16 protein-coding genes are annotated in these 24254 nt (G+C 60.7%); 7 read left to right on the forward strand and 9 right to left on the reverse strand.

Translation table 11 applies throughout. The annotated features are described in order from the left end of the window. Nucleotides 1-2: 2 nt before the first annotated feature. Together nadC and J3U87_RS11725 are read right to left on the reverse strand one after the other, a co-directional pair. On the reverse strand, nucleotides 3-887 hold the full coding sequence (gene nadC / locus J3U87_RS11720) for a carboxylating nicotinate-nucleotide diphosphorylase (protein WP_237383224.1): 885 nt from the start codon (nucleotides 885-887) through the stop codon (nucleotides 3-5). A gap of 302 nt (nucleotides 888-1189) precedes the next feature. Then, complete coding sequence (locus J3U87_RS11725) at nucleotides 1190-7102, reverse strand: PKD domain-containing protein (RefSeq protein ID WP_237383225.1); 5913 nt, start codon at nucleotides 7100-7102, stop codon at nucleotides 1190-1192. 1256 nt (nucleotides 7103-8358) lie between these two features. Between J3U87_RS11725 and J3U87_RS11730 the strand changes: the two genes are divergently transcribed. Genes J3U87_RS11730 through J3U87_RS11740 form a run of 3 tightly spaced genes read left to right on the forward strand, consistent with a single transcriptional unit; the run spans nucleotide 8359 to nucleotide 11652 of the window. Further along, nucleotides 8359-9756 (forward strand): HlyD family secretion protein, encoded by a 1398-nt coding sequence (locus J3U87_RS11730; protein ID WP_237383226.1) that lies wholly within the window; start codon nucleotides 8359-8361, stop codon nucleotides 9754-9756. Further along, nucleotides 9734-10447, forward strand: a complete 714-nt coding sequence (locus J3U87_RS11735; protein WP_237383227.1) for an ABC transporter ATP-binding protein — start codon at nucleotides 9734-9736, stop codon at nucleotides 10445-10447. The genes J3U87_RS11730 and J3U87_RS11735 overlap by 23 nt, the downstream gene beginning before the upstream one ends. Beyond that, a complete protein-coding gene (locus J3U87_RS11740; RefSeq protein WP_237383228.1) occupies nucleotides 10444-11652 on the forward strand; it encodes an ABC transporter permease in 1209 nt (402 codons plus the stop codon). Before J3U87_RS11735 ends, J3U87_RS11740 begins: the two co-directional genes overlap by 4 nt. A gap of 49 nt (nucleotides 11653-11701) precedes the next feature. On the opposite strand, the gene gdhA is transcribed toward J3U87_RS11740, so the two are convergent. Then, nucleotides 11702-13066 carry an NADP-specific glutamate dehydrogenase gene (gene gdhA / locus J3U87_RS11745; protein ID WP_337249561.1) on the reverse strand — a complete coding sequence of 455 codons (1365 nt, stop codon included), beginning with the start codon at nucleotides 13064-13066 and terminating at the stop codon, nucleotides 11702-11704. A gap of 1062 nt (nucleotides 13067-14128) precedes the next feature. Between gdhA and ctlX the strand changes: the two genes are divergently transcribed. Further along, complete coding sequence (gene ctlX, locus J3U87_RS11750) at nucleotides 14129-15106, forward strand: citrulline utilization hydrolase CtlX (protein ID WP_237383230.1); 978 nt, start codon at nucleotides 14129-14131, stop codon at nucleotides 15104-15106. A 125-nt stretch (nucleotides 15107-15231) separates the two neighbouring features. On the opposite strand, the gene J3U87_RS11755 is transcribed toward ctlX, so the two are convergent. The 4 genes from J3U87_RS11755 to J3U87_RS11770 form a co-directional block, all read right to left on the reverse strand. Next, complete coding sequence (locus tag J3U87_RS11755; protein ID WP_237383231.1) at nucleotides 15232-15996, reverse strand: hypothetical protein; 765 nt, start codon at nucleotides 15994-15996, stop codon at nucleotides 15232-15234. Nucleotides 15997-16164: 168 nt separating this feature from the next. Continuing rightward, the gene (locus J3U87_RS11760; RefSeq protein WP_337249572.1) at nucleotides 16165-16581 is read right to left on the reverse strand and encodes a YHS domain-containing (seleno)protein; all 417 of its coding nucleotides are present in this window, start codon (nucleotides 16579-16581) and stop codon (nucleotides 16165-16167) included. 200 nt (nucleotides 16582-16781) lie between these two features. Beyond that, complete coding sequence (locus tag J3U87_RS11765) at nucleotides 16782-17303, reverse strand: chemotaxis protein CheX (RefSeq protein ID WP_237383233.1); 522 nt, start codon at nucleotides 17301-17303, stop codon at nucleotides 16782-16784. Nucleotides 17304-17525: 222 nt separating this feature from the next. Continuing rightward, nucleotides 17526-17981: a c-type cytochrome gene (locus J3U87_RS11770; RefSeq protein ID WP_237383234.1), complete on the reverse strand. Its 456-nt coding sequence runs from the start codon at nucleotides 17979-17981 to the stop codon at nucleotides 17526-17528. A 416-nt stretch (nucleotides 17982-18397) separates the two neighbouring features. On the opposite strand from J3U87_RS11770, the gene J3U87_RS11775 reads away from it, so the two are divergent. Then, nucleotides 18398-19753 (forward strand): DUF2252 domain-containing protein, encoded by a 1356-nt coding sequence (locus J3U87_RS11775; RefSeq protein ID WP_237383235.1) that lies wholly within the window; start codon nucleotides 18398-18400, stop codon nucleotides 19751-19753. A gap of 176 nt (nucleotides 19754-19929) precedes the next feature. After that, nucleotides 19930-21285, forward strand: a complete 1356-nt coding sequence (locus J3U87_RS11780; RefSeq protein WP_237383236.1) for an NCS2 family permease — start codon at nucleotides 19930-19932, stop codon at nucleotides 21283-21285. 72 nt (nucleotides 21286-21357) lie between these two features. Here the strand turns inward: J3U87_RS11780 and J3U87_RS11785 are convergent, their stop codons facing one another. Further along, the gene (locus J3U87_RS11785) at nucleotides 21358-21816 is read right to left on the reverse strand and encodes a hypothetical protein (protein WP_237383237.1); all 459 of its coding nucleotides are present in this window, start codon (nucleotides 21814-21816) and stop codon (nucleotides 21358-21360) included. Next, complete coding sequence (locus tag J3U87_RS11790) at nucleotides 21816-22301, reverse strand: RNA polymerase sigma factor (RefSeq protein WP_237383238.1); 486 nt, start codon at nucleotides 22299-22301, stop codon at nucleotides 21816-21818. The genes J3U87_RS11785 and J3U87_RS11790 overlap by 1 nt, the downstream gene beginning before the upstream one ends. 437 nt (nucleotides 22302-22738) lie before the next feature. Here J3U87_RS11790 and J3U87_RS11795 point away from each other — a divergent pair, with 437 nt between their 5' ends. After that, the gene (locus J3U87_RS11795; RefSeq protein WP_237383239.1) at nucleotides 22739-24136 is read left to right on the forward strand and encodes a hypothetical protein; all 1398 of its coding nucleotides are present in this window, start codon (nucleotides 22739-22741) and stop codon (nucleotides 24134-24136) included. Nucleotides 24137-24254 lie beyond the last annotated feature (118 nt).

Below are 24254 nucleotides of genomic sequence, written 5' to 3' on the forward strand. Positions count from 1 at the left end.
GCTCAATCCTCGCTGATGAGAAGGCTGAGATCGGGCGCCTTGATCGAGTGGGTGATCGCACCGACGGAGATGCGATCGGGGCGTGGGGCACAATAGGCGCCGATCGTTTCCAAGTTGATGCCGCCGCTGACCTCGATGAGCGAGTCGCCGCGGTCATATTCACAGGCGCGGGCTACCATTTCCGGACTGAAATTGTCGAGCATGACGAGCGGGCATCGCGCCTCGATGGCCTGCACCAGTTGCTCGAGATCGGTCACTTCGATTTGGATGGGCACGTCTTTGGCCAGATTGCGGCGCACTTCCGCCAAAGCCTCGCGCACCCCGTGCAATCGGGCGATGTGGTTTTCCTTGATGAGGACCATGCTGCTGAGATCGAGACGATGGTTGGCGCCACCGCCGCAAAGCACGGCGTATTTGTCGAAATAGCGGTATCCTGGCAGGGTTTTGCGGGTGTCCAGGATTTGGGTGTGATCGTTGTAGCGACGCACCACGTCCACGAAAGCGCGCGTGGCGTTGGCGATGCCGATGCCCCGTCCCAGAAAATTGAGGAACGGCCGTTCCAGGGCGACGATGTGGGCCACGTCCCCTTCCCATTCGAACAGGGTGGTGCCGGCTTCGACGCGGCTACCGTCCTCGACGAGGCAACGCACGGTCAAATCCAACCCGCCGTGTATTTCGCGGAACACGTCCAAAAGGGTGTGATACCAGGCGGAGCCGCACATGGACACGGTTTCGCGACAAAACAGACGCGCCGTGGCGCGGCGGCCCGAGAGTTTCAGCACGTCGGCGGTCACGTCACCGTCCGGCATATCCGCATCGAAATCCATACGGGCGAGCGCGGCGACGTCTTCCCGCACGCGTTCCAGGTAAAAGCAGCTCGTGGTCAAAACGGCCCCTCCGGTCATTCGCCATCCGTGCGCGTCTCCCCCCCGGGTGGCGCGAAGTGGTTGTGATCGTGGGTCGACACCCGAACGAGAGGCCGGGAGGCGACCGGTGCGTGGACTCGATGCCGAAGCGATCGACCTTGAAAAATACCAGTCAGGACCCATCCACGCAATCCAAACATAACACAAAAAGGCTACTTTGGGGTGTTTTTACACTTTGACCTCGAACACCTCTGTATACAGGGAATTCAGGGCATCGCAACCGCCTGGACAACGGTTGCGACCCCCATCGATTCGCAACAGGTTCAATTGGTGGTGAAGTTCACCAGGAAGCGATCTTCATCGGACAGGACCGAGTCCACCAGGAAGACCAGCACCTTGCCGGCATACTGGCTCGCGTCGTCGATCGTGATGCTCGAGCGGAAGTTGGCGGCACTGATGTTGTCGTTACAGGCGATGAAACCCAGGTTGCCGTCGGCACACATTTGCGAGAGCTGGTCCGGTTCGGCCACGTAGGCTTCCAACACCGTGTCGAAGACGTAATTGTCGCCGCTGCCGGGCGGCACGGTGTCCACGGTGAAACCGACCGCATCCACATCCTCGGGGATGTAGATGGCCCACCAACTGTCGCGGTCATTGAACTGGGCCTTACACTGGGGATCGGCGGTATCGGTGTAACTGCTGCCGTCGACCTCGTCGGAAACGGCGGCATCGCCGGGCACCCAATCCAACAGACGCGCGCCGCTACAGGCATCGTTGTCGGCATCGGGCAGCACCCGGACGAACACCCGCGCTTCGACCGGTTCGCCTTGCGACCCGCCGGGGAACTCTTCCACGACGCGATAGGTGAAGAAGTCGAAACCGGCGGCATTGCCCGGTTCGTAGAGCAACTGCTGCGGATCGCCGGTCACGGTGACGGAGGCGCCCAGCAGCGAAGCGTTGCCGATATCGTCGAGCAGGGTCAGCGGATCGCCGTTGGTGTCGGTGTCGCCGTCGAGGACATCCAACAACTTGTCCGCATTGGAAAGCGGTTGTTGCAGGGTGAAGTAATCGTCGTCCAACTCGGGCGGGACGTTGCGGGTGAGGTGCGGCGCCGTCACGATTTCCACCAGGGTATCGATTTCGAGGCCGCGCACAAAGTCGGGACAGCCGTCGGGATCGGGCGGATTGCCGATGTCGATGTCGCAATCGATGATCGGCGTATCGGGCCACTCTTCCAAACGGGTGGAAAAATCACTCGGCATGATGAGCGCCACGCCGACCGTGTCCACGACCAGACCATGGGGATCGGTGACGCGCACGTCGAAGGGAAAGACGCCGTAGTCGTTGGGATCGGTGGAGCGCGGGTTGCCGGGAGCTGTCAACTCGAAGGTGGGCGCCACATCGGGCGGCGTGAAGAGCTGAACCGTGCCCAGCGCCGGCTGGGACTGAAGTTCGAAGGCATGCAGGCCCAGATCGTTGTCGTCGAGATCGAGCACCAGCGGATTGGCACTGCCCACGCTGCCCGGGCTCGCGATCACGTTCAGGCGAATTCCGGTGGGCGGGCGGTTGACCTCGACGAACCGCAGATCGGGAGTGGCGTCTTCGAAGTTGAACTCATCGCGAACGGTCAGGCTCACGCGGAATTGAAGGAACCCGACTTCGCGATTCCGATCGAAAGGCACCGCGCCGGGATTCTGCTGATCGGAGGTCCCCTGCGACGAGCCGCCGCCGAAATCCCAGTGAAAGGTCAGCGAACCGGGCGGCGGGTTGTCGGGATCGCTGCCGGCGGATTCGAAGGTAACGCTGTCGTTCAGGTTCACCAACAAGGATTCGTCGATCGGTTCCTGAATGACGCCGTTGGGCCGTTGATCGGCAATCACGGTCAGGTTCTCGACGGCCTGGGCGTCGAGACTGTCGGTAACGGTGAAGCTGACGGGATAGGAGCCCGGGTCCTGGAAGCGCAGCGGCGGAGGATCGGCCAGGGTGGAAGAGCCCAGCGTGCCGAAGTCCCAGCGCATGTCGAGGGTCAGGTCGGTTTCGGGAGGCAACCCGGAAGCCGTGTTGGGGTCGTCGGCGTTCACCGAAAAATCGACGTCGAAACCGGCCTCGACGACGACCACGCCGGCATCGGGCTCGGGCAGGAGGTTACTGATCACGGGCGGGTCGTTGACCGTAACCGTACGAGCGGCCGGGCTCGGGTCCAAGGAACCGAGGCTGTCGGCCACGCTGAAGGTGACGCGATAGACGCCGGGATCCGCGAAGACCACACCTGCGGGATCTTCCTCGGAACTACCGGGATGACCGGCGATGTCGAAATCCCAGGAAAGCTGCAGCGGTGTATCGCCGTCGGAATCGGCGGCTTCTCCGTCGAAATCCACCGACTCACCGGGATTGAGGATCAAATCGAGGGAGGGCGTGACGATCTGGCCGTCGGGAACCCCGTTGACCCGGAAGGACAGGGTCGGCGGATTGGGATCGACGGCGCCGCGATCATCGGTCACGCGGTAGGTGAGGACGTAGATGCCGGGAGTTTCGAAGGTGATCTGACCGGGGGCCGCGCCATGGAGGTTTTGCGGCACCGGACCTTGTATTTCCCAGGTGTGGGTGAAGGTCTCGTTGGTGCCCAGGCCCGAGTCCGTATTCAAATCGATCGCCAGGCCACTCAGGTTCAGGTCGAGTCCCTGGCTCAGCACGAGCTCACCGCCGTTGTCGATGAAGTCGCTCGGCGTGGGGCTGACCATGGTGCCCACCGGCGGGTCGTTGACGATGACGCGCGCGAGATCGGGCGTGAGGTCGTCGAGCCCCAGTTGATCGGTCACCGTGAAGGAAACCTGGTAGCGGCCCGGATCGGCAAACGCCACCTCACCCGGATCTTCGACCGTGCTGTCGTCGGCGCCACCTCCGAAATCCCAGAGGAAGGTGAAGGGCGTGTTGTTGTCTTGATCGCTGGCATCGGAACTGAAACTCACCGTTTCACCGGGATTGATGATCGTCTCCGAGGTCGGCGTGGTGATGGTGCCCACCGGGCGATGCGACACGCGCACGGTTCGAGTGGCAGGCGCGATGGATTCGATGCCGAAGCCGTCGGTCACGGACAGGGTGACGTCGAACTCGCCGATCGCGTCGAAGGTGACCGCGCCGGGATCTTCCAGGGAACTGTCGGGAGCGACCCCGTCGAAGTTCCAGAGGTAGGTCATGCCGGTACTGATGTGTTCGTCGGGATCGGTACCGGTCCCGTTGAAGACCACGGACTCGTCGATGCCGATGGTCACCGGGTTCTCGGCCGGGAAATCGATGCTCGCGGTGGGTCGATCCGTCACGCGGACCTGGCGCGTGGGCGGCGTGTCGTCGGGTACGCCGTGCGCGTCGGTCACGGTGAAGGCCACGTCGAAGACGCCCGGCGTGTTGAAAGCCACGGCGCCCGGGTTCTGGGTGGTCGCATCGGTGGCGCCACCGTTGAAGTTCCACAGGAAACTGAAGGGCTGGCTGTCGTCCGGGTCGGTCGCCGTCGCACTGAAGGTCACGGTCTGCCCGGTCACCAGCGTCACCTGGCTGTCGACCGGCTCGGCGATGGTGCCGTCCGGACGATCGGTGGCCACGACCTGGAGCGAAGGTACGTCCTGGTCCGGAACGCCGAAGCCGTCGGTCACGGTGAACGACACGTTGTAATTGCCGGAAGTTCCGAACAACACGGCACCGGGATTCAACTCGGTGCTGTTGGTCGCGCCGCCGCCGAAATCCCACAGGTAGGTGAGCGGCGTCGTGTCGTCCGCATCCGTGGCGTTGCCCTGGAAGGTCAGCGACTCACCGGTGACGACGACCGCGGGATCGTCGGTGGGTGCCATGATGGTGCCGTCCGGCGCATCGGTGACGCGTACCGTGATTTCGGGGCGCTCGATGTCGGAAAGGCCGAAGCTGTCACTGACGGTCAGGCCCACGGTAAAGACGCCGGAGGTGTCGAAGGTCACGGTGGGATTTTGTTCGAGCGTGGGCGTGGCGCCGCCGCCGAAATCCCAGAGATAGGCCAGCGGCAGGCTGTCGTCGGGATCGACACCGGAGGCTTGGAAGGAGATTTGGCCGCCGCGGATGATGGTGACCACCGGGGTCGCCGGAGAGACGATGGTGCCGTCCGGTCGGTCGGAAACCCGAACGCTGATGGAGGCCGGGGTGGGATCGGGAAAGCCGAGACTGTCGGTGGCGGTCATGGCCACGGTGAAGAGACCGTTGTTGGCGAAGGCCACGTCACCGGGATCCTCGACGTTTTGATTGGTCGCGCCACCGCCGAAATCCCAGGCGTAGGTGATCGGCAGGTTGCCGTCGGGATCGGTCGCGGAGGCCTGGAAGTTCAGTGACTCGGTGCGTCCGATGACCTGGTTGCCCACCGGCGAGACGATGGTCCCGTTAGGGGGGCCGGTCACGGTGAAGGTCACCAGGGCCGGCGTGGGATCGGAGATGCCCAAACTGTCGGTCACGGTCAGGGTGGCCGTGTAGATGCCGGTTTGGGTGAATTGGATGCCGATCGGGTTGGCCTCGGTGCGATCCCCGATGGCCTGGGGACCGGTGAACTGCCAGAGGTAGGTGAAATTCGTGTCGCCGTCGGCATCGGTCGCCATGCTCTGAAAATCCAGGAAGCCGTTCAGGGCCACCAAGGTGCCGTCGGCCGGCGCCACGATCGTGCCTTCCGGCGGCGTGGATACCGTGACATTGACGGTCGGGGGATTGAGATCCTCGGCCCCATCGTCATCCGTGACGGTCAGGGTGACATCGTAGCTTCCCGCGGCGGTGAACATCACGGAGCCGGGATTCTGGAGATTGCTGGCCGCCGCGCCCCCATCGAAATCCCAGGCGTAGGAGGCGATGGTGCCGTCGGTATCGGTGCCCTGCCCTTGGAAGTTCACCGACTGGTTGGGCGCGATGACGACATTGGAAACCGGCGCCACGATCGTGCCCACCGGTCGATCGTTCACGTTGACGGTCACCTGGGGCGGGGTGGGATCACTCAAGCCGGTGCTGTCGGTGACGGTCAGGGTCACCGTATAGACGCCGGGGTCGTTGAATTGCACGTTGCCCGGGTTCTGGACGGTCATGTCCTGATTCGCGGGACCGCGGAACTCCCAGAGGAACGAAGGAAAGTCACCGGCGTCGGGGTCGGAGACCCCCCCTTCGAAATCGAGGATTTCCCCTTCGTTGATGTCGAACACCGTATCGAAGGTGCCGTTGACGCGAATGGTGCCGTCGGGCACGGTGCTGACGATGATGCGGCGGGTCAGCGGATTGACGCCCGGATTGGCGGGCACCGCCGGTAAACCGTAGGAATCTTCGACTTCGAGCGCCACATCGTAGGTGCCGAGGGTATTGAAGGTCACGGGACCGGGATCTTCGACACTCGAGTTGGTCGCACCACCATCGAAATTCCAGTTGATCGTCAACGAATCGGGCACGGAGCCATCCACATCGACCTCGTTGTCGAACAGGGTGGATTCGAAGGTGACACTCTGACCGGGCTCGATGATTACGTCGGCGAGCTTGTCGGGATCGCTGTCGAAGGCAGGCGAATCGATGTTGGCGGTTGGGGCGCTGGCCACCGTGACGACGATGGTGGTCGAGGTCTGGTGCGGCAGGCCGCTGACGGTGTAGGAGGCGGTCACCTCGACGACGTATACGCCGACCTGGGTCATCTGGATCAGGCCCGGCGTCAGGCCGGAGAACGACCGCGTGTTCATGGGATCGTCATCTTCGGTGACGGTCCAATCGATGGTGTAGGGACCCGGGGTATCGCCGTCGGGATCGTTGATTTCGGCGGTGAAGTTGAAAAAGTCGTTCACTTCGATGGAATCGCTGTTGGCAGGGGAAGTGATGGTCAGTTCGGGCGGGGTTACGGCGATGACGGTGACCGAATCCATCCGCAAAAAGGAACCGGATCCGCGGTTGGCCGTCCAAAAGCGGACGAGGTAGGTACCTGCCGTGGGGAAGGTGTATTGCGGATTCGCCACAAACGCGTCGTCGTTGTCATCCTCGTCGAAATCCCACCAGTACCAGCAGCAGTTGAAGTAATTGTTGCCTTGCCCCAAAAAGTCGTAGGGCACACCGACGTCCACGACGATGTCGCTATCGGGCTCGACGATTTCGGCTTCGGCATTCGTTTGCCCCAAGGCCGACCCGTTTGTCAGCAATCCGAATAAAAAAATGCCTATCAGTGTGCGGAGCCATTGAAATCCCAACCTGCGACGTGTCATCGCGCAGCCTCCTCTAAAGCCCTCTCAGCGCAGAAACGCGCGCGCTCGCGAACCCGAACCGTTGCCTCGGACACGGATTTCAGAATGTTGGCAATGAATTGCGAACTACTGGCGCGCTTTGATCGACGCGCCGAATCGACGCCATAAAACATGGTCTACCATTCACATCGAGGCGCGGGCGAATAGGGCGCCGCGCGCCAAACCACAATATTGATTCACATTTTTTCGGGATTCCCGAGACTTGTCCTACACCATAGGTACGTTAGAACGCCCACTTTCTGGGAATCATAAAGTGGGTGGATTATAGCAAATTAACGAAGTGGAACGAGCCCTTTTTGATCGGAGCAAAGGGGATCCGCCCCGCTTTGGCGTCCAATAGCCGTCGCAACCCCGCCTCGAAGGCGGGAGTGGGGCGACAGATCCTTCGAAACCATGCCCACGGGCTCACACCGCACCGCGGCAAGGATCGAGATCCAAAAGTGGAAAGAAGGCCAGACGGGGCAACCGGTGCCACTCATTTCGAGCCGGATCTCTGGATTTCAGGCTGAAACATGACTGCAACCCATTCGAACAATCTTCTCCTAAAAAAGATGTTACCGATTTCAGCCAAAGTTTCACTTGCCGTTTCAAGCAGCCCCCCGGCCCAAGCGGCTAGGATGATGCAAAGCGTCATCGAACCAAAGGTTAAGCACAGCGATTCAACGAGCGCAGGGCATACCGCTTTCTCTCTCCTCGGTCCTGAGCCCCCGGTCGAAAGGTCCACGCGGCGGACAGGTACCCACCCGTCGCGATTTCGGCTCGGATGGCTCAGCCCGGAACGTGGCTCCCCGGCCTCCTGACGGGGATGGGTCCTCCCATCACGTGACGGGCACTCCTGATGAGGGGATCGGGTGCGGAGCACACCCGGGCCTCTCCTTCTATCCTTCTCCTCTACCATTCACCGCCGACGCGCTCAGGTTGGCGGTTTTTTTTCGATTGGCGGCGGGAACGACGACCGGTTCGACCGCCGTCTCGATCCCACACTGACGCTGGAACAAGGCGCCCCGATTGTGTTATGTCTTTAGGGGTTTACCACCGGGAGCCGTTTGTTTTCCCCATGGCCACCGTTCTCCCGAGCCCGCTCCCCTTCTCGAAGCAATGCGTTTTTCGGGAGCGTCACTTCTGGGACCGTCGATATGATGACCGCCCGTTTCACTCGGTATTTACCCTATTTACCTCGTTCCAGCCGATTCGCACCGTCCACCGGTTTTGGGCCCGTGCGGCGAACCCTTCCCGTGCTCGCACTGCTGGTGGCGACCCTGCTGGGCTGCTCGCGCGGCACGCGCGATTCGGCCGCGCAGGTCGCGGAGCCGCAATTTTTTCCGGTTTACAAGGTGCGGATTCCCCTGACCGGCAAACTGGAAGCCGCGGACTCCGCCGTCTATTCGTCTTCGATTCCCCACAAGTCGATGAAAATCACCTGGTTGGTGGACGAAGGCGTCTACGTCAATCCGGGCGACAGGCTCATCCGCTTCGACGACAGCGAATTGCGCGAGGAGCGGCGCACCCTGGAACGGAAGCGCGACGAAACGATGCGGGAACGGGACAAGGCCATCGAAGATTTCAAGATGGAGCGCCTGGCTTTCGAGGAGGCCTTGCAGCAAGCACGTTTCGACCGTCGACGCAGCACCAAGAAGCTCGAAACGTTCGTCAAGTTCAGCGGGCCTTCCCAGCTCAAGCAACTGGAACAGGAAGGCCATCTGGCGACGCTCAAGGTCCAGCGGCTCGAACGCGAGACCAAGGACATCGAGCTGCTGCACGAAAAGGGCTACGTCACGGGTTTCGAACTGGAAACCCACCGCGAGAACCTGCTGAAGGCCCGCTACGACAGGGAAAAGGCCGAGTACCAGTATCAGACCTACCAGAAACACGGCATGAACGACGAACGGGTGGCGCTCGAGTCCGAAGACCAACTGATCGCGACCAAGGTCAGCCAGCTCGAAGAGCGCTTCGTGCTTCTCAACGAGCAACACGACCAAAAGCTGAAGCGATTCGACCAGCGTTTGGCCCAACAGGAGCGAGAGCTCGAGGATCTGGAGTCGTACCTGGCCGATTGCACCCTGGCCGCCGACCACGCCGGTCTGGTGATCTACCGCAAGAGCTACCGCGATGGTCAGGACGTCAAGCCCTCGGTCGGCTTCGAATACCGCCGTGCCCAACCGATCCTCCACATCCAGAATACCGAGCGGCTCTATGTGTCGGCCCGTATCAACGAATTCCTGTTGAACAAGGTGGAAGTGGGCATGCCCGTCCTGCTGGTGGCCGACGCCCGTCAGGATCAGAGCTTCGACGGCCGCATCTCGTTCATCGGGCTGCTGGCCGAACGCAAGAACCACGACGCCGAAAAGGCTTTCGACATGAGTATCGAGGCCCTCGAACCGCCACCGGGTCTGCGACCGGGCATGAGCGTGCGCTGCGAAATCATCAGTGGTTCCTACGAGAAAATCTGGACGGTTCCCCGCGAGAGCCTGGCGCCGATGCGCGAACGCATGGCTTGCCGCGTGTTGCGCGACGGCAAACAGATGTGGTTGGATGTCGACGTGCTGGATTACGACCAACAGACGGCCATTTTGCAAGCGGAGTTCGCCCCACGTGACCGTGTCCTGCTCAACTGAGCCGCCGCTGATCCGTATCGAGAACCTTTGCTTCGGGTATCCCGGTCATACCGAGAAGGTTCTGGACGGCCTCGACCTTTTGATGGCGCCGGGCGAACGCATCGCGATCATGGGTCGGTCGGGCGTCGGCAAGAGCACCCTGCTCAACATCCTGGCACTCCTGCAGGATTTCGAAACGGGCGATTTCACCTTCAATCGCCGCAAGGTGAAACGCCAGGGTCGGCGTCAAAAGGAACAGATGCGCTCGGCTTGGATCGGCATGGTGTTTCAGGCCCACTACCTGATTCCCTATCTCACGGTACGGGAAAACGTCGATCTGGCCTTGGAGCTGGCGCCGCGGCGCGTTTCGTTCGGACGTGCCGAAGCGTTGATCGACGCGGTCGGCCTGAGTCATCGCGCCCATTTCCGGCCAAACCAGCTCTCGGGAGGTGAACAGCAGCGGGTGGGGCTGGCCCGTGCCCTGGCCAAGGAGCCCCTGTTGCTGCTTGCCGACGAGCCCACCGGCAATTTGGATGAAGAAACCGGGCTCCGCATTCTCGATCTGCTCTTGGATCGGGACATGTATCGCGGCGCGGTCATCACCGTGACCCACCAAAAACAGGTGGCCTCGCTGTTCACGCGGCGCTATCGATTGGCCAAAGGGCGCCTGCATCCATTGGCGGCTTCCAAATCGTCGGGCGTGACACCATGAAACGCGCCGGTGGCGCGTTCGCGGGATTCTGGCGCACCCGTCGCGGTCACTTTCTCCATGCCAGACGATATCTGGCCCGCCACCCGGCCCAGACCATTCTGTCGGGGATCGGCGTCTGTTTCAGCCTGGTGTTGCTCACGTTGACACACGCCTCGCGCCGCGGCACCCACGAAGCGATGATGGCCGAATTCGCCGGTTTGGGCAGCAACTCGGCGCTGGTCTACGTGCACGAATCGCGACCCTTGCCACGCCGTTTCTACGACGGCCTCGAAGACCTTTGCCGCGCGCGCGAATGGGCCTTCGTTCCCGTATTCGAAGAAACGCTGTTCGCCAACGTCTCGGGCAACCCGCAACACACCCGCGCGCTCTACACCACCGCGGCCTTCCTCGAACACTTTCGTCCCGTGCGCGCCTGGGGCCACGCCCTGCGAAGCGAAGACGCACGACTGGCACGCACCATGGTCGGCGACGATCTGGCGCGACGACTCCAGATCTCGCCCGAAAACCCCTACATCAAGCTGGACGAGGAGTGGTTCCAGGTCACCGGCACCGTGACCGGACTGAGCGCCGGAGGCAGCCAAATCCACCAGTTTTTGGACATCACCCTGGCGACCATCGTCACCCGACCGCTGGACCATTTGATTCAGGCCGAGCGTCCGCTGAAATTCATTTTGATTCGAACCGCCGATCGCGGGCAGATTCGCGATCTGCAACGCGCCTTTCCGGCTTTCCTCGAGGCCCAGCAATTGAGCGCATTGCGTCTCGATTTGCGCTTGCCGTTGCGGCAAGGCGCACTGCGAGCCCGATCGGAACAATTGCTCCTGGCCCATGGCGGACTGGTCACCGCCGTCTGTCTGGCGCTCAGTTGCCTGGGCATCCTGATCAGCTACCAATTGCAGGTCAGCTATCGCCACGAAGAGTTCGGTACCCTGGTCGCGTTGGGTGCCTCTCGGGGCCACATCGGCTGGAACCTGTTCTGTGAAGTGTTGTTGTTGACCATCACGAGCGGCGGGTCGGGATTGCTGATCGGCATCACGCTGGGCCTGGGCTGGTCGTGGTGGGGCTCGGCGGCCATGAGCATCCATCCCCTGGACCTGGCCCAAAGTCTAGCCGTCTTGACTTCGGTGGCCCTGGCGACGGGCTTGGTGCCGGCGCTGCTCGCATTGCGACTGAACCCGATCGACCTGCTCCGCTTGAACCGTTGACGACAGCGCAGGATGGGGCGGACGGGCCTCGCGACCCGCCCACCGGAAATCACACCAATCCCTGCGCCAACATGGCGTCGGCCACCTTGAGGAACCCGGCGAGGTTGGCACCGCGCACGTAGTCCACGTAACCGTTATCTACCCGTCCGTGCTCCACGCACTTGTCGTGAATGTCGCTCATAATGTCGCGCAGCTTCTCGTCGACGGTCTCGCGTGACCAGGTCAGGCCGAGCTTGTTTTGCGACATCTCCAGCCCGGAGGTTGCCACGCCACCCGCGTTGGATGCCTTGCCAGGAGCGAACATCGCTCGGTGCTCCCTGAAAAGGGTGATCGCGCCGGGCATGCACGGCATGTTGGCGCCCTCGAAGACGCCCTTGCAACCGTTGTCCAGCAAGGCTTTGGCATCGCGCTCGTCCAACTCGTTCTGGGTCGCCGAGGGATAGGCCAGGTCACAGCCGATTCGCCATGGCTTCTCGCCCTCGAAAAAGTCGCATCCGAACTCACGCGCGTACTCGCTGATGCGGCCGCGACGGTAGTTCTTGAGATCCATGACCCACTCGAGTTTTTCTGCGGTAACCCCTTGGGGATCGTGAATGAACCCCGAGGAATCCGAGAGCGTGACGACTTTGGCACCCAGGCCGATCAAGCGTTCGACCGTGAACTGGGCCACGTTGCCCGAACCGGAAACGACACAGGTTTTCCCTTCCAAACCGTCGCCGCGTTCCTTGAGCATCTCGCGCGAGAAGTAGACATTGCCGTAACCGGTCGCTTCCGGCCGAATCAGGCTGCCGCCATACTGCAGGCTCTTTCCGGTCAGTACACCCATGAAGTGATCTTTGATGCGCTTGTACTGGCCGAAAAGGAATCCGATTTCCCGCGATCCTACACCGATATCGCCCGCCGGCACATCGGTATAGGCGCCAATGTGTTTGGCGAGCTCGGTCATGAAGCTCTGGCAGAAACGCATGACCTCGTCATCCGACTTGCCCTTGGGGTCGAAGTCGGAACCGCCCTTACCGCCACCCAACGGAAGGGTGGTCAGGCTGTTCTTGAACACCTGCTCGAACGCCAGAAACTTCAGGACGCTCAGGTTCACGCTGGGGTGAAAGCGAAGCCCGCCCTTGTAGGGCCCGATCGCGTTGTTCATTTGGACGCGATAGCCTCGGTTGATTTGATAGTTCCCCTGGTCGTCCATCCAGGGCACCCGGAACATGAAAATTCGATCGGCCTCGGTCACTCGCTCCAATATTTTTGCATCCCGGTAGGCCTTGCCGGCGTCGGTTTGAAGAAAGGGCACGATGACTTCGGCAACTTCTTCGACCGCCTGGACGAACTCGGGCTCATTGGGATTCCGCTGCTTCACCCACGTCATGAAACGTTCGAAAGCATCCCGGTCTTGAATGGAAACAGACACTTTATCCCCCTAATTTGTGCTGGTTGGCAAAGGTCCCGTGGTTCCGTTTCACGGTGGGTCCTGCGCACGGAGGTGCTCAGGATGGCGATCCCGCGATCCCGTTCGACGACTCGATTTCGCGAGTTCGCCTGACCGAACGGGTCTCGAACCGAAGGATGTCGGTCGATACACGCGACCGCACCGTGCGAGCGACGGGAGAATGCAAACCTCCTTTTGATCGGGAACGGCGGCGACATGGGCGAACGAGGTGACGCTCCGTGAATGTCCCCCTACCGTTCCGGCCATGAATTCGAACGGTGTGCTCCCAATCGATGCGTTTCTGTCGAGATCCGGAATGCCAAAGCGGAGGAAAACGCGCGCCACCCATACCGGTAGCTCGATGTTTTCTTCCCCATCGCGTTCCGACGGATTTCGCCGGCGCACCGCCAGAAATCACGCCATTCGAGTCGAGTCCCCCCCGGGATTTGACCATCGTTCCCGAAACCAGAAATCCGGAGTCTGCTTAGTAAACGACCCGAATTTTTGCCACTATTCCAGGGGACCCGGCTCAGGTCAACCCCAGAAGTCGTAAAGAATGCGCCAAAGGAACGAGTTTCCCAACCCCCCTCGGGAGAATCACGGGATCGCACGCACCCGAGCGAGCGAGCGTGGCCGAAGAGACCAACAGGTGCAGGGGCTTCGAATACGGGACAAACGACGAGGAATCACCGCCTTACCGCAACGCGAAGGCGATGCCGCAAAGGCTGGCATCCAGAACAGTCACACCGATCCTTTCTTCGGTGAATGCCGCGCCCTTCATTCAGACGAACCCTGGGCGTGAAAGGCCCTTTTCAGAAAGTGGTCACTGGAATTCGTCCCCGAGCAAGCCGCTTTTCCCAGTCAGAGAGGGCGAAAAAGACGGTTCCAAATCAGAACTAAGCCCTATGGTTCAACCTATTTACAGACACCTGATTTTTTTGCTTTTTTCGTTTGGCAGACCTGTGATAGCTTAGTGTCTCAAGGTTTGAAACATCACTTTCAGTCGAGCTAAACCTTGAAATTCAACTTTCAGGATTTCGAGAGATGGTAGAAGTGCCTCCCAACACCGCACGTCTTGCCGATACCGTCTTGATGGTTCGGCCACACGATTTCGACTTCAACGAACAAACCGGCAAGGACAACGAATTTCAAAACCGCCCGCAGTTGGCGACCAACAGCATCAACGCCCAGGCCATGACCGAGTTCGAGGCCATGGTGGCCCGCCTGCGCCAAGAAGGCATCGAAGTACTGGTCCTGGAAAAAAGCGAGAACAAGTGGATCAAGACGCCCGATGCGGTATTCCCCAACAACTGGTTTTCCACCGAACACGACGGAACCATCGTGGCCTACCCGATGTTGACCGAGAATCGCCGTGCCGAACGGCGATTCGAAGACGTCGAGACGCTTCTCGATGAAAACGGCTTTTACATCCGCAACCTGATCAACGTGGGCCGGTTCACCGAAAAGACCTACATCCTCGAAGGGACGGGCAGCATGGTGATCGACCACGCCAACGAGCGGGTCTACGCCGCGGAGTCGCAGCGCTGCCACCCCCATCAGTTCCAGAACTTCGTGCGCCTGCGGGGCTACCGCGAAGGGGTCCTGTTCCGCACCGCCAGCTCCAACGGGTTACCCGTTTACCACACCAACGTGTTGATGAGTATCGGTGAGGCCTTCGCGGTCGTCTGCACGGAAGCGATCTACGATCCCACCGAACGGGCCCTGCTTCTCGACACGCTCGGGCAGACCCACGAGGTCATCGAGATCAGCAACTACCAGATGGAACGCCACTTCTGCGGCAACATCCTGCAGTTGCGCAATCATCTGGATCAACGCCTGATCGTCATGTCGCAAAACGCGTTCGAAGGGTTCAGCGACATTCAGAAGCAGCGTTTGTCGGCTCACGGAAAACTGGTGCCGGTCGACATCAACACGATCGAATCGGTCGGCGGCGGTAGTGCCCGCTGCATGATGGCCGAGGTTTTTTCACCCCGAGCGAATCACTCGCGCATCGCTTCCTGAGCGCGGCGATCCCCGAGAGAAAGCCCTTCGCCGAGTCAGGAACTCGGCGAAGTGCGCACCCGGGACCCTTTCGACTCGAGCTCACAGGGGGGCGGTACATCTCCCCTCGCCCGAATGGGCAGGCCTCAGAGTTGGGACGTGGAAACCGCGGCGGGATCCTGGAACACGGTGTCGGGCAGGGTGTCGAACACGGCGATATTGGTGAGCTGTGCCTTGCCGCGATCGCCGCAGAGCTTTATTTTGCCGTAGTCCTGCCATCCCTCCCAGGGCGTGGTGAATCGGGGATTCTCGTCATCCGCCTTGGAAAAGAAGGCCCACTGACGGACCAGCGAATTCTCCTTGTCGATGAACACTTCGTATTTGTTTTCCGGGGTGACCCCCACTGAATCGAAGGTCATCGTCAGGACGTGCGCCGGACGGCCGTTTTCCATGGTGTCCTCGCGCGCGTAGCTCAGGGTGACGCCGGGATCGCGCAACTTGTAAGGCATGACCAGCCAGTAGGAATCGTTGATCCACACCTCGTAGCCCCACTGAAGCTTGTCCGCGACCAGCTTTTCGTCGGTGACGGGCTCGCCGTTCTGCCAAACCTTTCCTTTTTTGTCATGGATATTCATGAGAACCAGGAAGCCTTCCTTGTGATCCTCGATTCGCGCCCTTCCGGTCCACTTGTCCCAGTAATGGGTGCGACTCCCGAAGAAATTCCAGGTCAGGAAACGCGTCTTGTCGTAATTTTCATGACCACCCATGGCGACCATGACCTTTTTCGCCAATTCGGCGGATTTCTCGTCGGCCTGCCCCTGCTCGCCTGCGACCAGCAGCCCCGAACACAGTACCAGCAGCGCCAGAAGCCACTTGGCTCCGGCCATGGAATCATTGCATGTGACCTTCACTTGCCGCTCCTCCAGGTCGCGTGGACCTGTCATCTCTCAACTATGGATCTCGATGAACAAAATCCCCGCTCCCACACGCGGATCCGGGGATCGCGGCGATGTCGAAGTCGGGGATTGCTTGTGTTTGGAAATATAACGTAGCAGGGAAGTCGGTTTCCCCCAAGTGATTTACTTGGAGAGCAAACCCGGCCAATTCTTGTCGGCGGCCTTGATGAACCCGGGAATGTCCTCTTCCCACTGCTTCTGGATTTTTTTGCTGTAATTCAGGTAGAGCTTGCCGTCGACGATCTTCCAGGCATCGGGATCGATCCCGGCGGTGGAGTTTTGGCTGACGGCCCAGGCGCAGTAGCCGCCGTATTGGGGCGCGTACTGATCGGGGCTCTGTTTGAACTTGTCCAGGTTGGCCTGGTTGGAAAAGTGCCAAGTGGCGCCCTGCCACTCGTGCTTGAATTGCTTGTTGCCTTTGACCGGCTTGCTATCGGTGAAATAGGCGACGGGGTCGTAACCCTTGATGGCCACGCCAAAGAAGGTTTGGTTCACCGGGTCCAGAGCCATCAGCGGCGCCGCCAGAAAAGCGCCGAGCATGACCAGAAGCGGGAGCCTCCGCAGGCGAGAGCCCACCTTGGCGGTAATGGGGTGTGCGACAAAACCGTTCATGATAAACCTCCGAGAGAAGTACGTGTTCATTTCGGGGGAGAATACAAAACCAGGCCCGAATCCATTCCAGAGCTGGCGCCTCGATCCGGACAAAATGGAATATAGATCACCGAAATTTTGCCGGAGGATCAGCGGGCAGGATATGCGTTCGGCGATTGACCCAAGAGGGAAATACTGGAAGTAAAAAACTTATCCGCCATGTGCACCACCGAGACCTCGCGAATCTCGAAGGTCACGGAAACGGTCACGATATTTTTCAAATGATAGAGATTGTAATTGGCGCCGAAGATGAACGCAGGCAGGCTGATGCCGTCGAAGCGCCAAGGGGTGCTGTGAAGAATCGTGTGGAACTTGCCCGCGACCATGTTGCCCACTTCGCAGATGGCGTCGATGGTTTCCTCGTTCATCTCGGTGATCTGGGTGCCCAGCAGTTCACTGGCCAGGAACATGGCGGTCCGCTTACTGAGATTGAGCGTCATGTTGCCGTTGCGCTTTCCGTGCAGCCCGACGATGACCGAAAGCTCTTTGGACGCGGTGGTAAAGCGCGAAACGCCGATCGCCTCGGGCCGAATGCCCGTCATCGCCAGCCCCGCGATGGTCCCCTCGATGACGCAATTCATCAATACCGGATTCACATTGAGTTTGCTCATCGGATCCAAGGCAACCTCCATCGGGTGGATGATCGGCATACCGAGCACTGTGAGAAGATGTGAGTCCAGATGCTGAGCGGCCGAGAAACATGGGTTTTACAGGTTGTTCGCTGATCGTATTAAACCGATTCCCTCAAACGGGCGCAACCTTTTTCTAAGGGTCGACGCCGCCCGATCGAACCGGAACCGGTGAAGCGGAACAGGCGGGTCACGGGTAAGGGTTCACTTCAGGGTGCGCAGAAAATTGACCAGATTCCAACGATCGTCCTCGGGGAGAATGAGCTGCCACGACACCATGGGGCCGCGTCCGTTGGAAATCTTCCAGAACAGTTCCCCGTCGGCCTGATTTTGGACCCGGGCGGAAGTCAGATTGGCGGGTTTGGGGGTCAGTGCCTTCCCGCCAGGCCCATCGCCCTTGCCGTGGGATCCGTGGCATACGGTGCAGCGCTGTTGGAAGACTTTTTTTCCCTTGGCCGCCGAAGCCTGGCGATCGCCGGCCTTGGGGTTTTGGATCGTTTTGGCGCTGGCGGGCGCCACCCAGGCGTCCTGGGCGGTCAGGGGCAGGCAGGGGCCGATGAAGGAAACCACGCCCAGGCACACCACGGCAAAAAGTGGCGCAACCCTTCTCCTGCGGCGTTTGGTCGAGTCGATCGGGCCTCGCCCGTTGCGTGGGGTCATCTCAACATCTCCTGCTCGAGTACGTTACCCTCCAATGCATCTTCACGCATTCCCAGGTAAAACACAAGTCCCGCGCTTCCCGCTGCCCAAACGACCGCTTTCCTGCTAGGGTATTGGCAAAGCGCCTGATTGAAGTGGTTGCGATTTGACAAGTTGTCGGGCCCTTGCGCCGACGCTTGCAGATCCACATGCGAGGCCCCTCGTGCCCGAGCCGGTCTCGTATTCGCCGGTTGGACTGCCGACCCGGTCACGCGCTTCCCGCGCCCCGCACAAGTGTGCACGCCACGCGCTCCCGTTTCGCCTTCCGGCTGTGAACGCGAACCGGTTTTCTATCTCGCGAGCGCGTATCGGTGCGGCATTCGCCCACCGACCGTGCCTGCGATCGGGCGACGTTTTTCGATGGGAAAGGAGCACGAATGCCCGAACACACCAAAATGCCAACCGCTTGGAAGATCTCGAAAGGAAAGAAGCGCCGGCGCACGATCGAACTGGAACTGGCGCGTTTCAACGGAGACCTCGCGGAAGACGATTGCACCGAGAAATACGGTCGCATGTCCGATTCGCCCTTCGCCTTTTACCGCGGTACCGCCCACCTCTTTTATCGCGATCTCGCCGCCGCGAGGCTCCTTTCCCGAAGTGAATTCACCGCTGCCACCACCCAGACCTGGATTCAAGGCGATTTGCACATCAACAATTTCGGCGCCTTCGAAGATGCGGAAAGAGACGTGGTCTACGACCTCAACGACTTCGACGAGTCATGGGTCGCCTGTTACCTGTTCGACGTGTGGCGCGGAGCCACCTCCCTCTATCTCCAGGGTTACGCCAACGGTTTCAAACGCAAGCAGATCCTGAGCTTCATCGACGAATTCACCCACGAATACATCAACGAACTGGACAAGGCGCGCGGCAAGGAAGGCCGCAATCTGGACAAGGTTACGCTGGACAAAGCCCACGGACCGCTGAAGAAATTCCTCAAACGGGCCACCCAAAAAAACAGTCGCGAGGCCATGCTGAACGATTGGACCGTCGTTCAAGGCAACGAGCGCCGTTTCAATCTGGAGGATCCCTTGTTGGCGGCGGTCACCAGCGACGACCGGCGCCTGTTGGCCTCGGCGATCGATTGCTACAAGGATCACCTCACTTCCGATTTGCGCGGCAACGCTGCCTACTTCCAGGTCCAGGACGCCGCCCAGCGGTTGGGCGCCGGCATCGGCTCCCTGGGGACGCCCCGTTATTACGTCCTGATCCGCGGTGAAGACGACGACCCGCACACCTGCCGCATTTTGGACGTGAAGCAACAGGGCATGCCGTCGTTCTTCCCCTATCTCGAGCGCGAGGAACGAGAGCGCCTGCTGGCGGCCTTCGACGAGACCCGCGCCGGCCATCGCGTGGCCCAGGCCCAAAAGGCGATGTTGATGGACGCCGGCAAGCACCTGGGCGCCATCACCATTCTCGGCCGTTCCTTCTCGGTACGCGAACGCTCGCCGTTCAAGAAGTCGTTCAAGCTGGAAAAACTGCGCAAATACGCCGATTTCCACGATATGGCCCACCACTGGGGCACCATCCTGGCCGGAGGCCACGCCCGGGCCGATCGCGACTTCGACGATACGCTGGTCAGCCATACCTTCGAGGAGGAGGCCTGGCACCTGATCGACCGGCAACGCGATCGGTTCCACCACGAGGTCCACGCCTTCGCGGAAACCTATGCGAAGCAGGTCATGATCGATTTCGGCCTGTTCCGCGAGCTTCGCGACGACGCCACCATCTTCTGAGCCCACGCATGGAATAGGGAGCGATCTCTCGCTCCCGTGTCGCTGTTCAGGCCGACACAGGCATTCCGGCCACTGGGTCTCGGGATAGAAACCAATCGAAGCGAATCGCATGGGCATATCCGTATGAACAAGAGCGGCGGCCATGCCCAAGGGCTCGACCGAGCCACGGACGATGTATGTTAGATCGATTTTTCGGCATTTCGGACGCGCACTCCACGGTCCATCGCGAAATCAGGGCGGGGATGACCACCTTCCTGACGATGGCCTACATTCTCTTTCTGAACCCTTCGATCCTCGGCCAAGCCATTTCACTGCCGAATGGCGATGCCGGACCGCAACTCCTGACGGCGACCGCCCTGGCGGCGGCATTCGGTTCGCTCGTCATGGGTCTCGCCGCCCGCCGTCCCTACGCGCTGGCACCCGGCATGGGCCTGAACGCCTACTTCGCCTTCAGCGTGGTTTTGGGCATGGGCATCCCCTGGCAGACCGCGCTCGGTGCCGTGTTCCTCAGCGGTCTCGCCTTTATCGTCATCAGCTTCAGCGGCCTGCGCCACCTGTTGATCGCCGCCATACCCAAATCGCTCAAATTGGCGATCAGTGCCGGTATCGGCGCCTTCCTCGCGATGATCGGGTTCGTCAACGCCAAACTGGTGACCGATCATCCGGTAACCCTGGTCAGCATGGGCGACTGGATGAAACCGGAAACCCTGATCGCCATGGCGGGGCTGATCCTGGTGGCCGCACTGCTGGTGCTTTCCGTGCGCGGCGCCCTGTTCCTGGCCATCGTCGGCACGTCGGTCCTGGCCATCGCCACCGGGGCCCCGGTCTTCGACGGTGCCTCGTTCGGCGGTTTTACCCAGGGATTGCTGCACCTTCCGGCCTGGCCCAGCGACCTGTTTCTGGCCATGGACCTCGCCGGCGCCCTGGAAATGGGCGCCCTGAGCATCTGCTTCACCTTTTTGATCGTCGATTTCTTTGATACGACCGGCACCCTGGTCGCCCTGTCCCACAAGGCCGGATTCGCCGCGGACCTGGACAAACCGGCGGGACCCACCTCCAAAACCATGCGCTTCGCCTTCGGTACCGATGCCCTCGCCACCTGCTTCGGCGCCCTGTTCGGCACCAGCAGCACCACGACGTACATCGAGTCGGCCGCGGGCATCGAAGAAGGCGGCAAGACGGGCCTGACGGCGGTCACGGTCGCGCTGTTGTTCCTGGCGAGCTTGTTTTTGTGGCCTCTGGCGTCCGCGGTTCCCGCGGCGGCCACCGCGCCGGCCCTGATCGCCATCGGCGCCATGATGTTCTTCAACGTGACCCACATCGAATGGAAGGATCCGGCGGAATCACTGCCAGCCTTGCTCACGATCCTCGGCATGCCGATGACCTACAGCATCACCAACGGCATCACCCTCGGCCTGGTCAGCTACTCGTTGATCCATCTTTTCACTGGACGCGCCGCCCGAGTGCCGATCCTGTGTCATTTCCTGTCGGGCCTCTTGCTGGCGCGCATGTTGTGGCTCGGCGCGGCATAAAAAAAGCCGCCCTGATCGGCGGCTTTTTAGGTAATCGTGTTCGATGGGGGTGTGAAAAGAGCGGGCTGGGGATTAGCGCCCCAATTGGTTCAACAGGTCGGTCACGTCCTGGCCCTGACCCCAACCGGACACCGATTGGCGGTAGTTCACGTCGCGTACCTGGCCGAGAACACCCAGGGGATTGGAAGTCGCGTCCGGCAGGACGGCGCCGGCATCGAGGGCCGCCATTTGCGGCATGACAGGCCCCGCGGGATCGGTTGCAGGCGGCTCTTGGAAGTAGGGAAACATGGCCATGACCATCACGGCGGCGACGCCGATCACGTATCGCAGCGGGATTCGTTTCTTCGGCGCGGGCTCGGCTTCCTTTTCGGGTGCCGTCACCTGCGTCATTTCCACATCCAGCTCGTTCAGGATGCGAAAACGCTTGCTGCAAAGGTCGCAATCCAAAATGTGGTCGACCCATTCGCCGCGCTCTTCCGGAGAGGCTTGCTGTCGTATCAGCAAGTTGAGTTGTTCGAGTTCCAAATGCATCAGGTCCCTCCCATCGCGGCCAACTTTTTCTTGATGCGCGAAATCAAGTTGCGCACCCGACCTTCGGAACAGCCCAGCAAAACCGCGATTTCCTGGTTGTTGAAACCCTTGATGTAGGCGCGAATCATGCGCGCGTCATCGGATTTCAACTGCCCGAGAAATCGCTCCAACTGCATGCGATCCAGAAGGCGAGGTTCATCTTCTTGGCGACCCAATTCGGTGTGATCCTCGATCGGGTCCTGAGTCCCCTCTTTTTCCAGGGCGCGAACCGCATCCCACATCGTGGTTTGGACGGTTCTGTACAAGTAGGACTTGAAGTTGACCACATTATTCTCATTCTTTTTGAATTGTTCCCACAATTTGGTCCAAACGTCCTGGGCCAGGTCGTCGGCTTTGTGGCTGAGCCGCCCACCGTAGTAGCGATGGATCAGCGAGAGCACGAGTTTGTGGTACTGGGCGACGAGGTCTTCGAATGATGGGTTCATGGGGGATCCGCGGCAAGATTGGCGACGCGATCGAGAAAGCTGTCGCGCCACGAGTGAGGGTCGGAAAAAGCCGACCGAAAAAAGAGGTCAGGTCGTGATCACGAGCCGGCCTCACCATGGGCCCGAAACGGGGTCACCGAGGGAAAGGCCTGTCGTGCGCGTCATTTGTACCATCTTTCGAAGTGCTTTGGCTCCCCCCACGAGTCACGGAAGGACCATTCACGCCGATCGCCACGCGTGGCATAATGCCTGCTGTCTTACCTCATTGAATTCAAACGAATGGCCCTGGCCCCCAGGCGGACGGCGACCCATTCCCGAACCGCCGCGGGCACTGCCACGGCCCGACCCGTTCATTCAAGGAGCTTTCGATGACACACTCGATCTCGATGAATTCACCCGATCGCGCGAAGGCCATCTCTCTCGCGCCTCGAGGCACCATGTCACGGCACCCCCTGCCCGTACTTTTCTCCCTGGCTCTCTTTTTGTGTTCTCCCACTTTCGCCCAACCGGATTCACCTGCGCGACTGGTCTACCCCTGGCTCTCCTTCTCGACCCAATTCGAGAGCACGCTGGTCGCCAACAACTACGGCGAGACCGAAGCGCTCATCGAGTTGGTGGCCCGCCGCGCCGACGGCACCCAGTGGGTTTCCAATCGAACCCTGCCGCCCGGAGGTTTCCTGCGCGAGTCCAGCCAGCAATTGTTCCCCGACCTGCAGGAGGGCGCCGGGTTTTCGGTAGTCCTTCACTCGGAAGCCGCTTCCCTGAGCGGGCGCTGGATCACCTACAACCGCGAAGGCACCAGTGGCAAATCGCCCGCCCAAGGCGTGGCCATCGGTACCGACGAGGTTGACGGCACCAAAGGCGTGCGCCTGGGTCGCACGGTGGAATACGGATTCCTGCCGACCGACCCCGATTTCTTTGCGGCACCCGTCGTGATCAACCTGGGCGACGCGGCCACCGACGTCACGCTGTACGTCTACAACCAAAGCGGCACATTGCTCCTGGAAGACCGGGACTCGTTGAAAGACCTGGAGCCCATGCGGCCCTTCGCGGTCACCCTCTCCGAATTGTTGCCCCAAATCGACGAAGACGTCACCGTGGTGGCCCAATCCACCGACCAAACCCTGTCGGGGGTGACCTTTGTCTTCAATCAGAATCGCGAACCCGCCATCGGCAATGTGAGCGGCCTGAGCGCCACACCCGGACAGCGAAAACTCTCCTACGACTTCTCCCAGGGTGATCTGGGCTGGCAGATGGATTTCGCCGACTATCCGGTGGGCGAATCCAATTTTTACGAGCTGAGTTCGGGCCTCGAGCAGCTTCCCGCCGAATTGGGCGCCGCGCGGACCGCGCTCTACCTGAACGGTAACAATCACAGCGACGACCTGTTCATGTTCGCCAAGCGCGAGGTAACCGGCCTGAAGCCGAGCCAAAGCTATCGGGTTCACCTTTCGGTCACGATCGCCAGCAACGCGGGCAGCGAATGTGCCGGTATCGGCGGCGCGCCGGGCGGCTCGGTCTATTTCAAGGCCGGCGCCTCCCAAAAAGAGCCGCTTCCCGTGGCAACCGACGGCCAACTGTTGATGAACATCGACAAGGGCAACCAAAGCACCAGCGGCTCGGACATGCAGGCGATCGGCGATATCGGCGTCGACACCGATTGCCTCGACGGCGAATACCGATTCAAACGGCTCGATGCGACCAGGTTGGAAGTGACGGCGCAGACGAACGAAGCCGGCACGCTGTGGTTGATCGTGGGCACGGACAGCGGTTTCGAAGGAACGACCCGCATCTACCTGACCGGTGTGGACGCCCTCTTGACACCGGTCGATTGAACGCGCCCCTCGCGATTCCCGCTTTCGTGCCAGGGACCTTCCCGCACGATCGCGGGAACTCCCGGGGCGAATCGACATCGAGGGGAAGCGCCAACCCATCCACCCCAAACCCGATCCT

It is taken from the genome of Sulfidibacter corallicola (assembly GCF_017498545.1).
GTDB lineage: Bacteria > Acidobacteriota > Holophagae > Acanthopleuribacterales > Acanthopleuribacteraceae > Sulfidibacter > Sulfidibacter corallicola.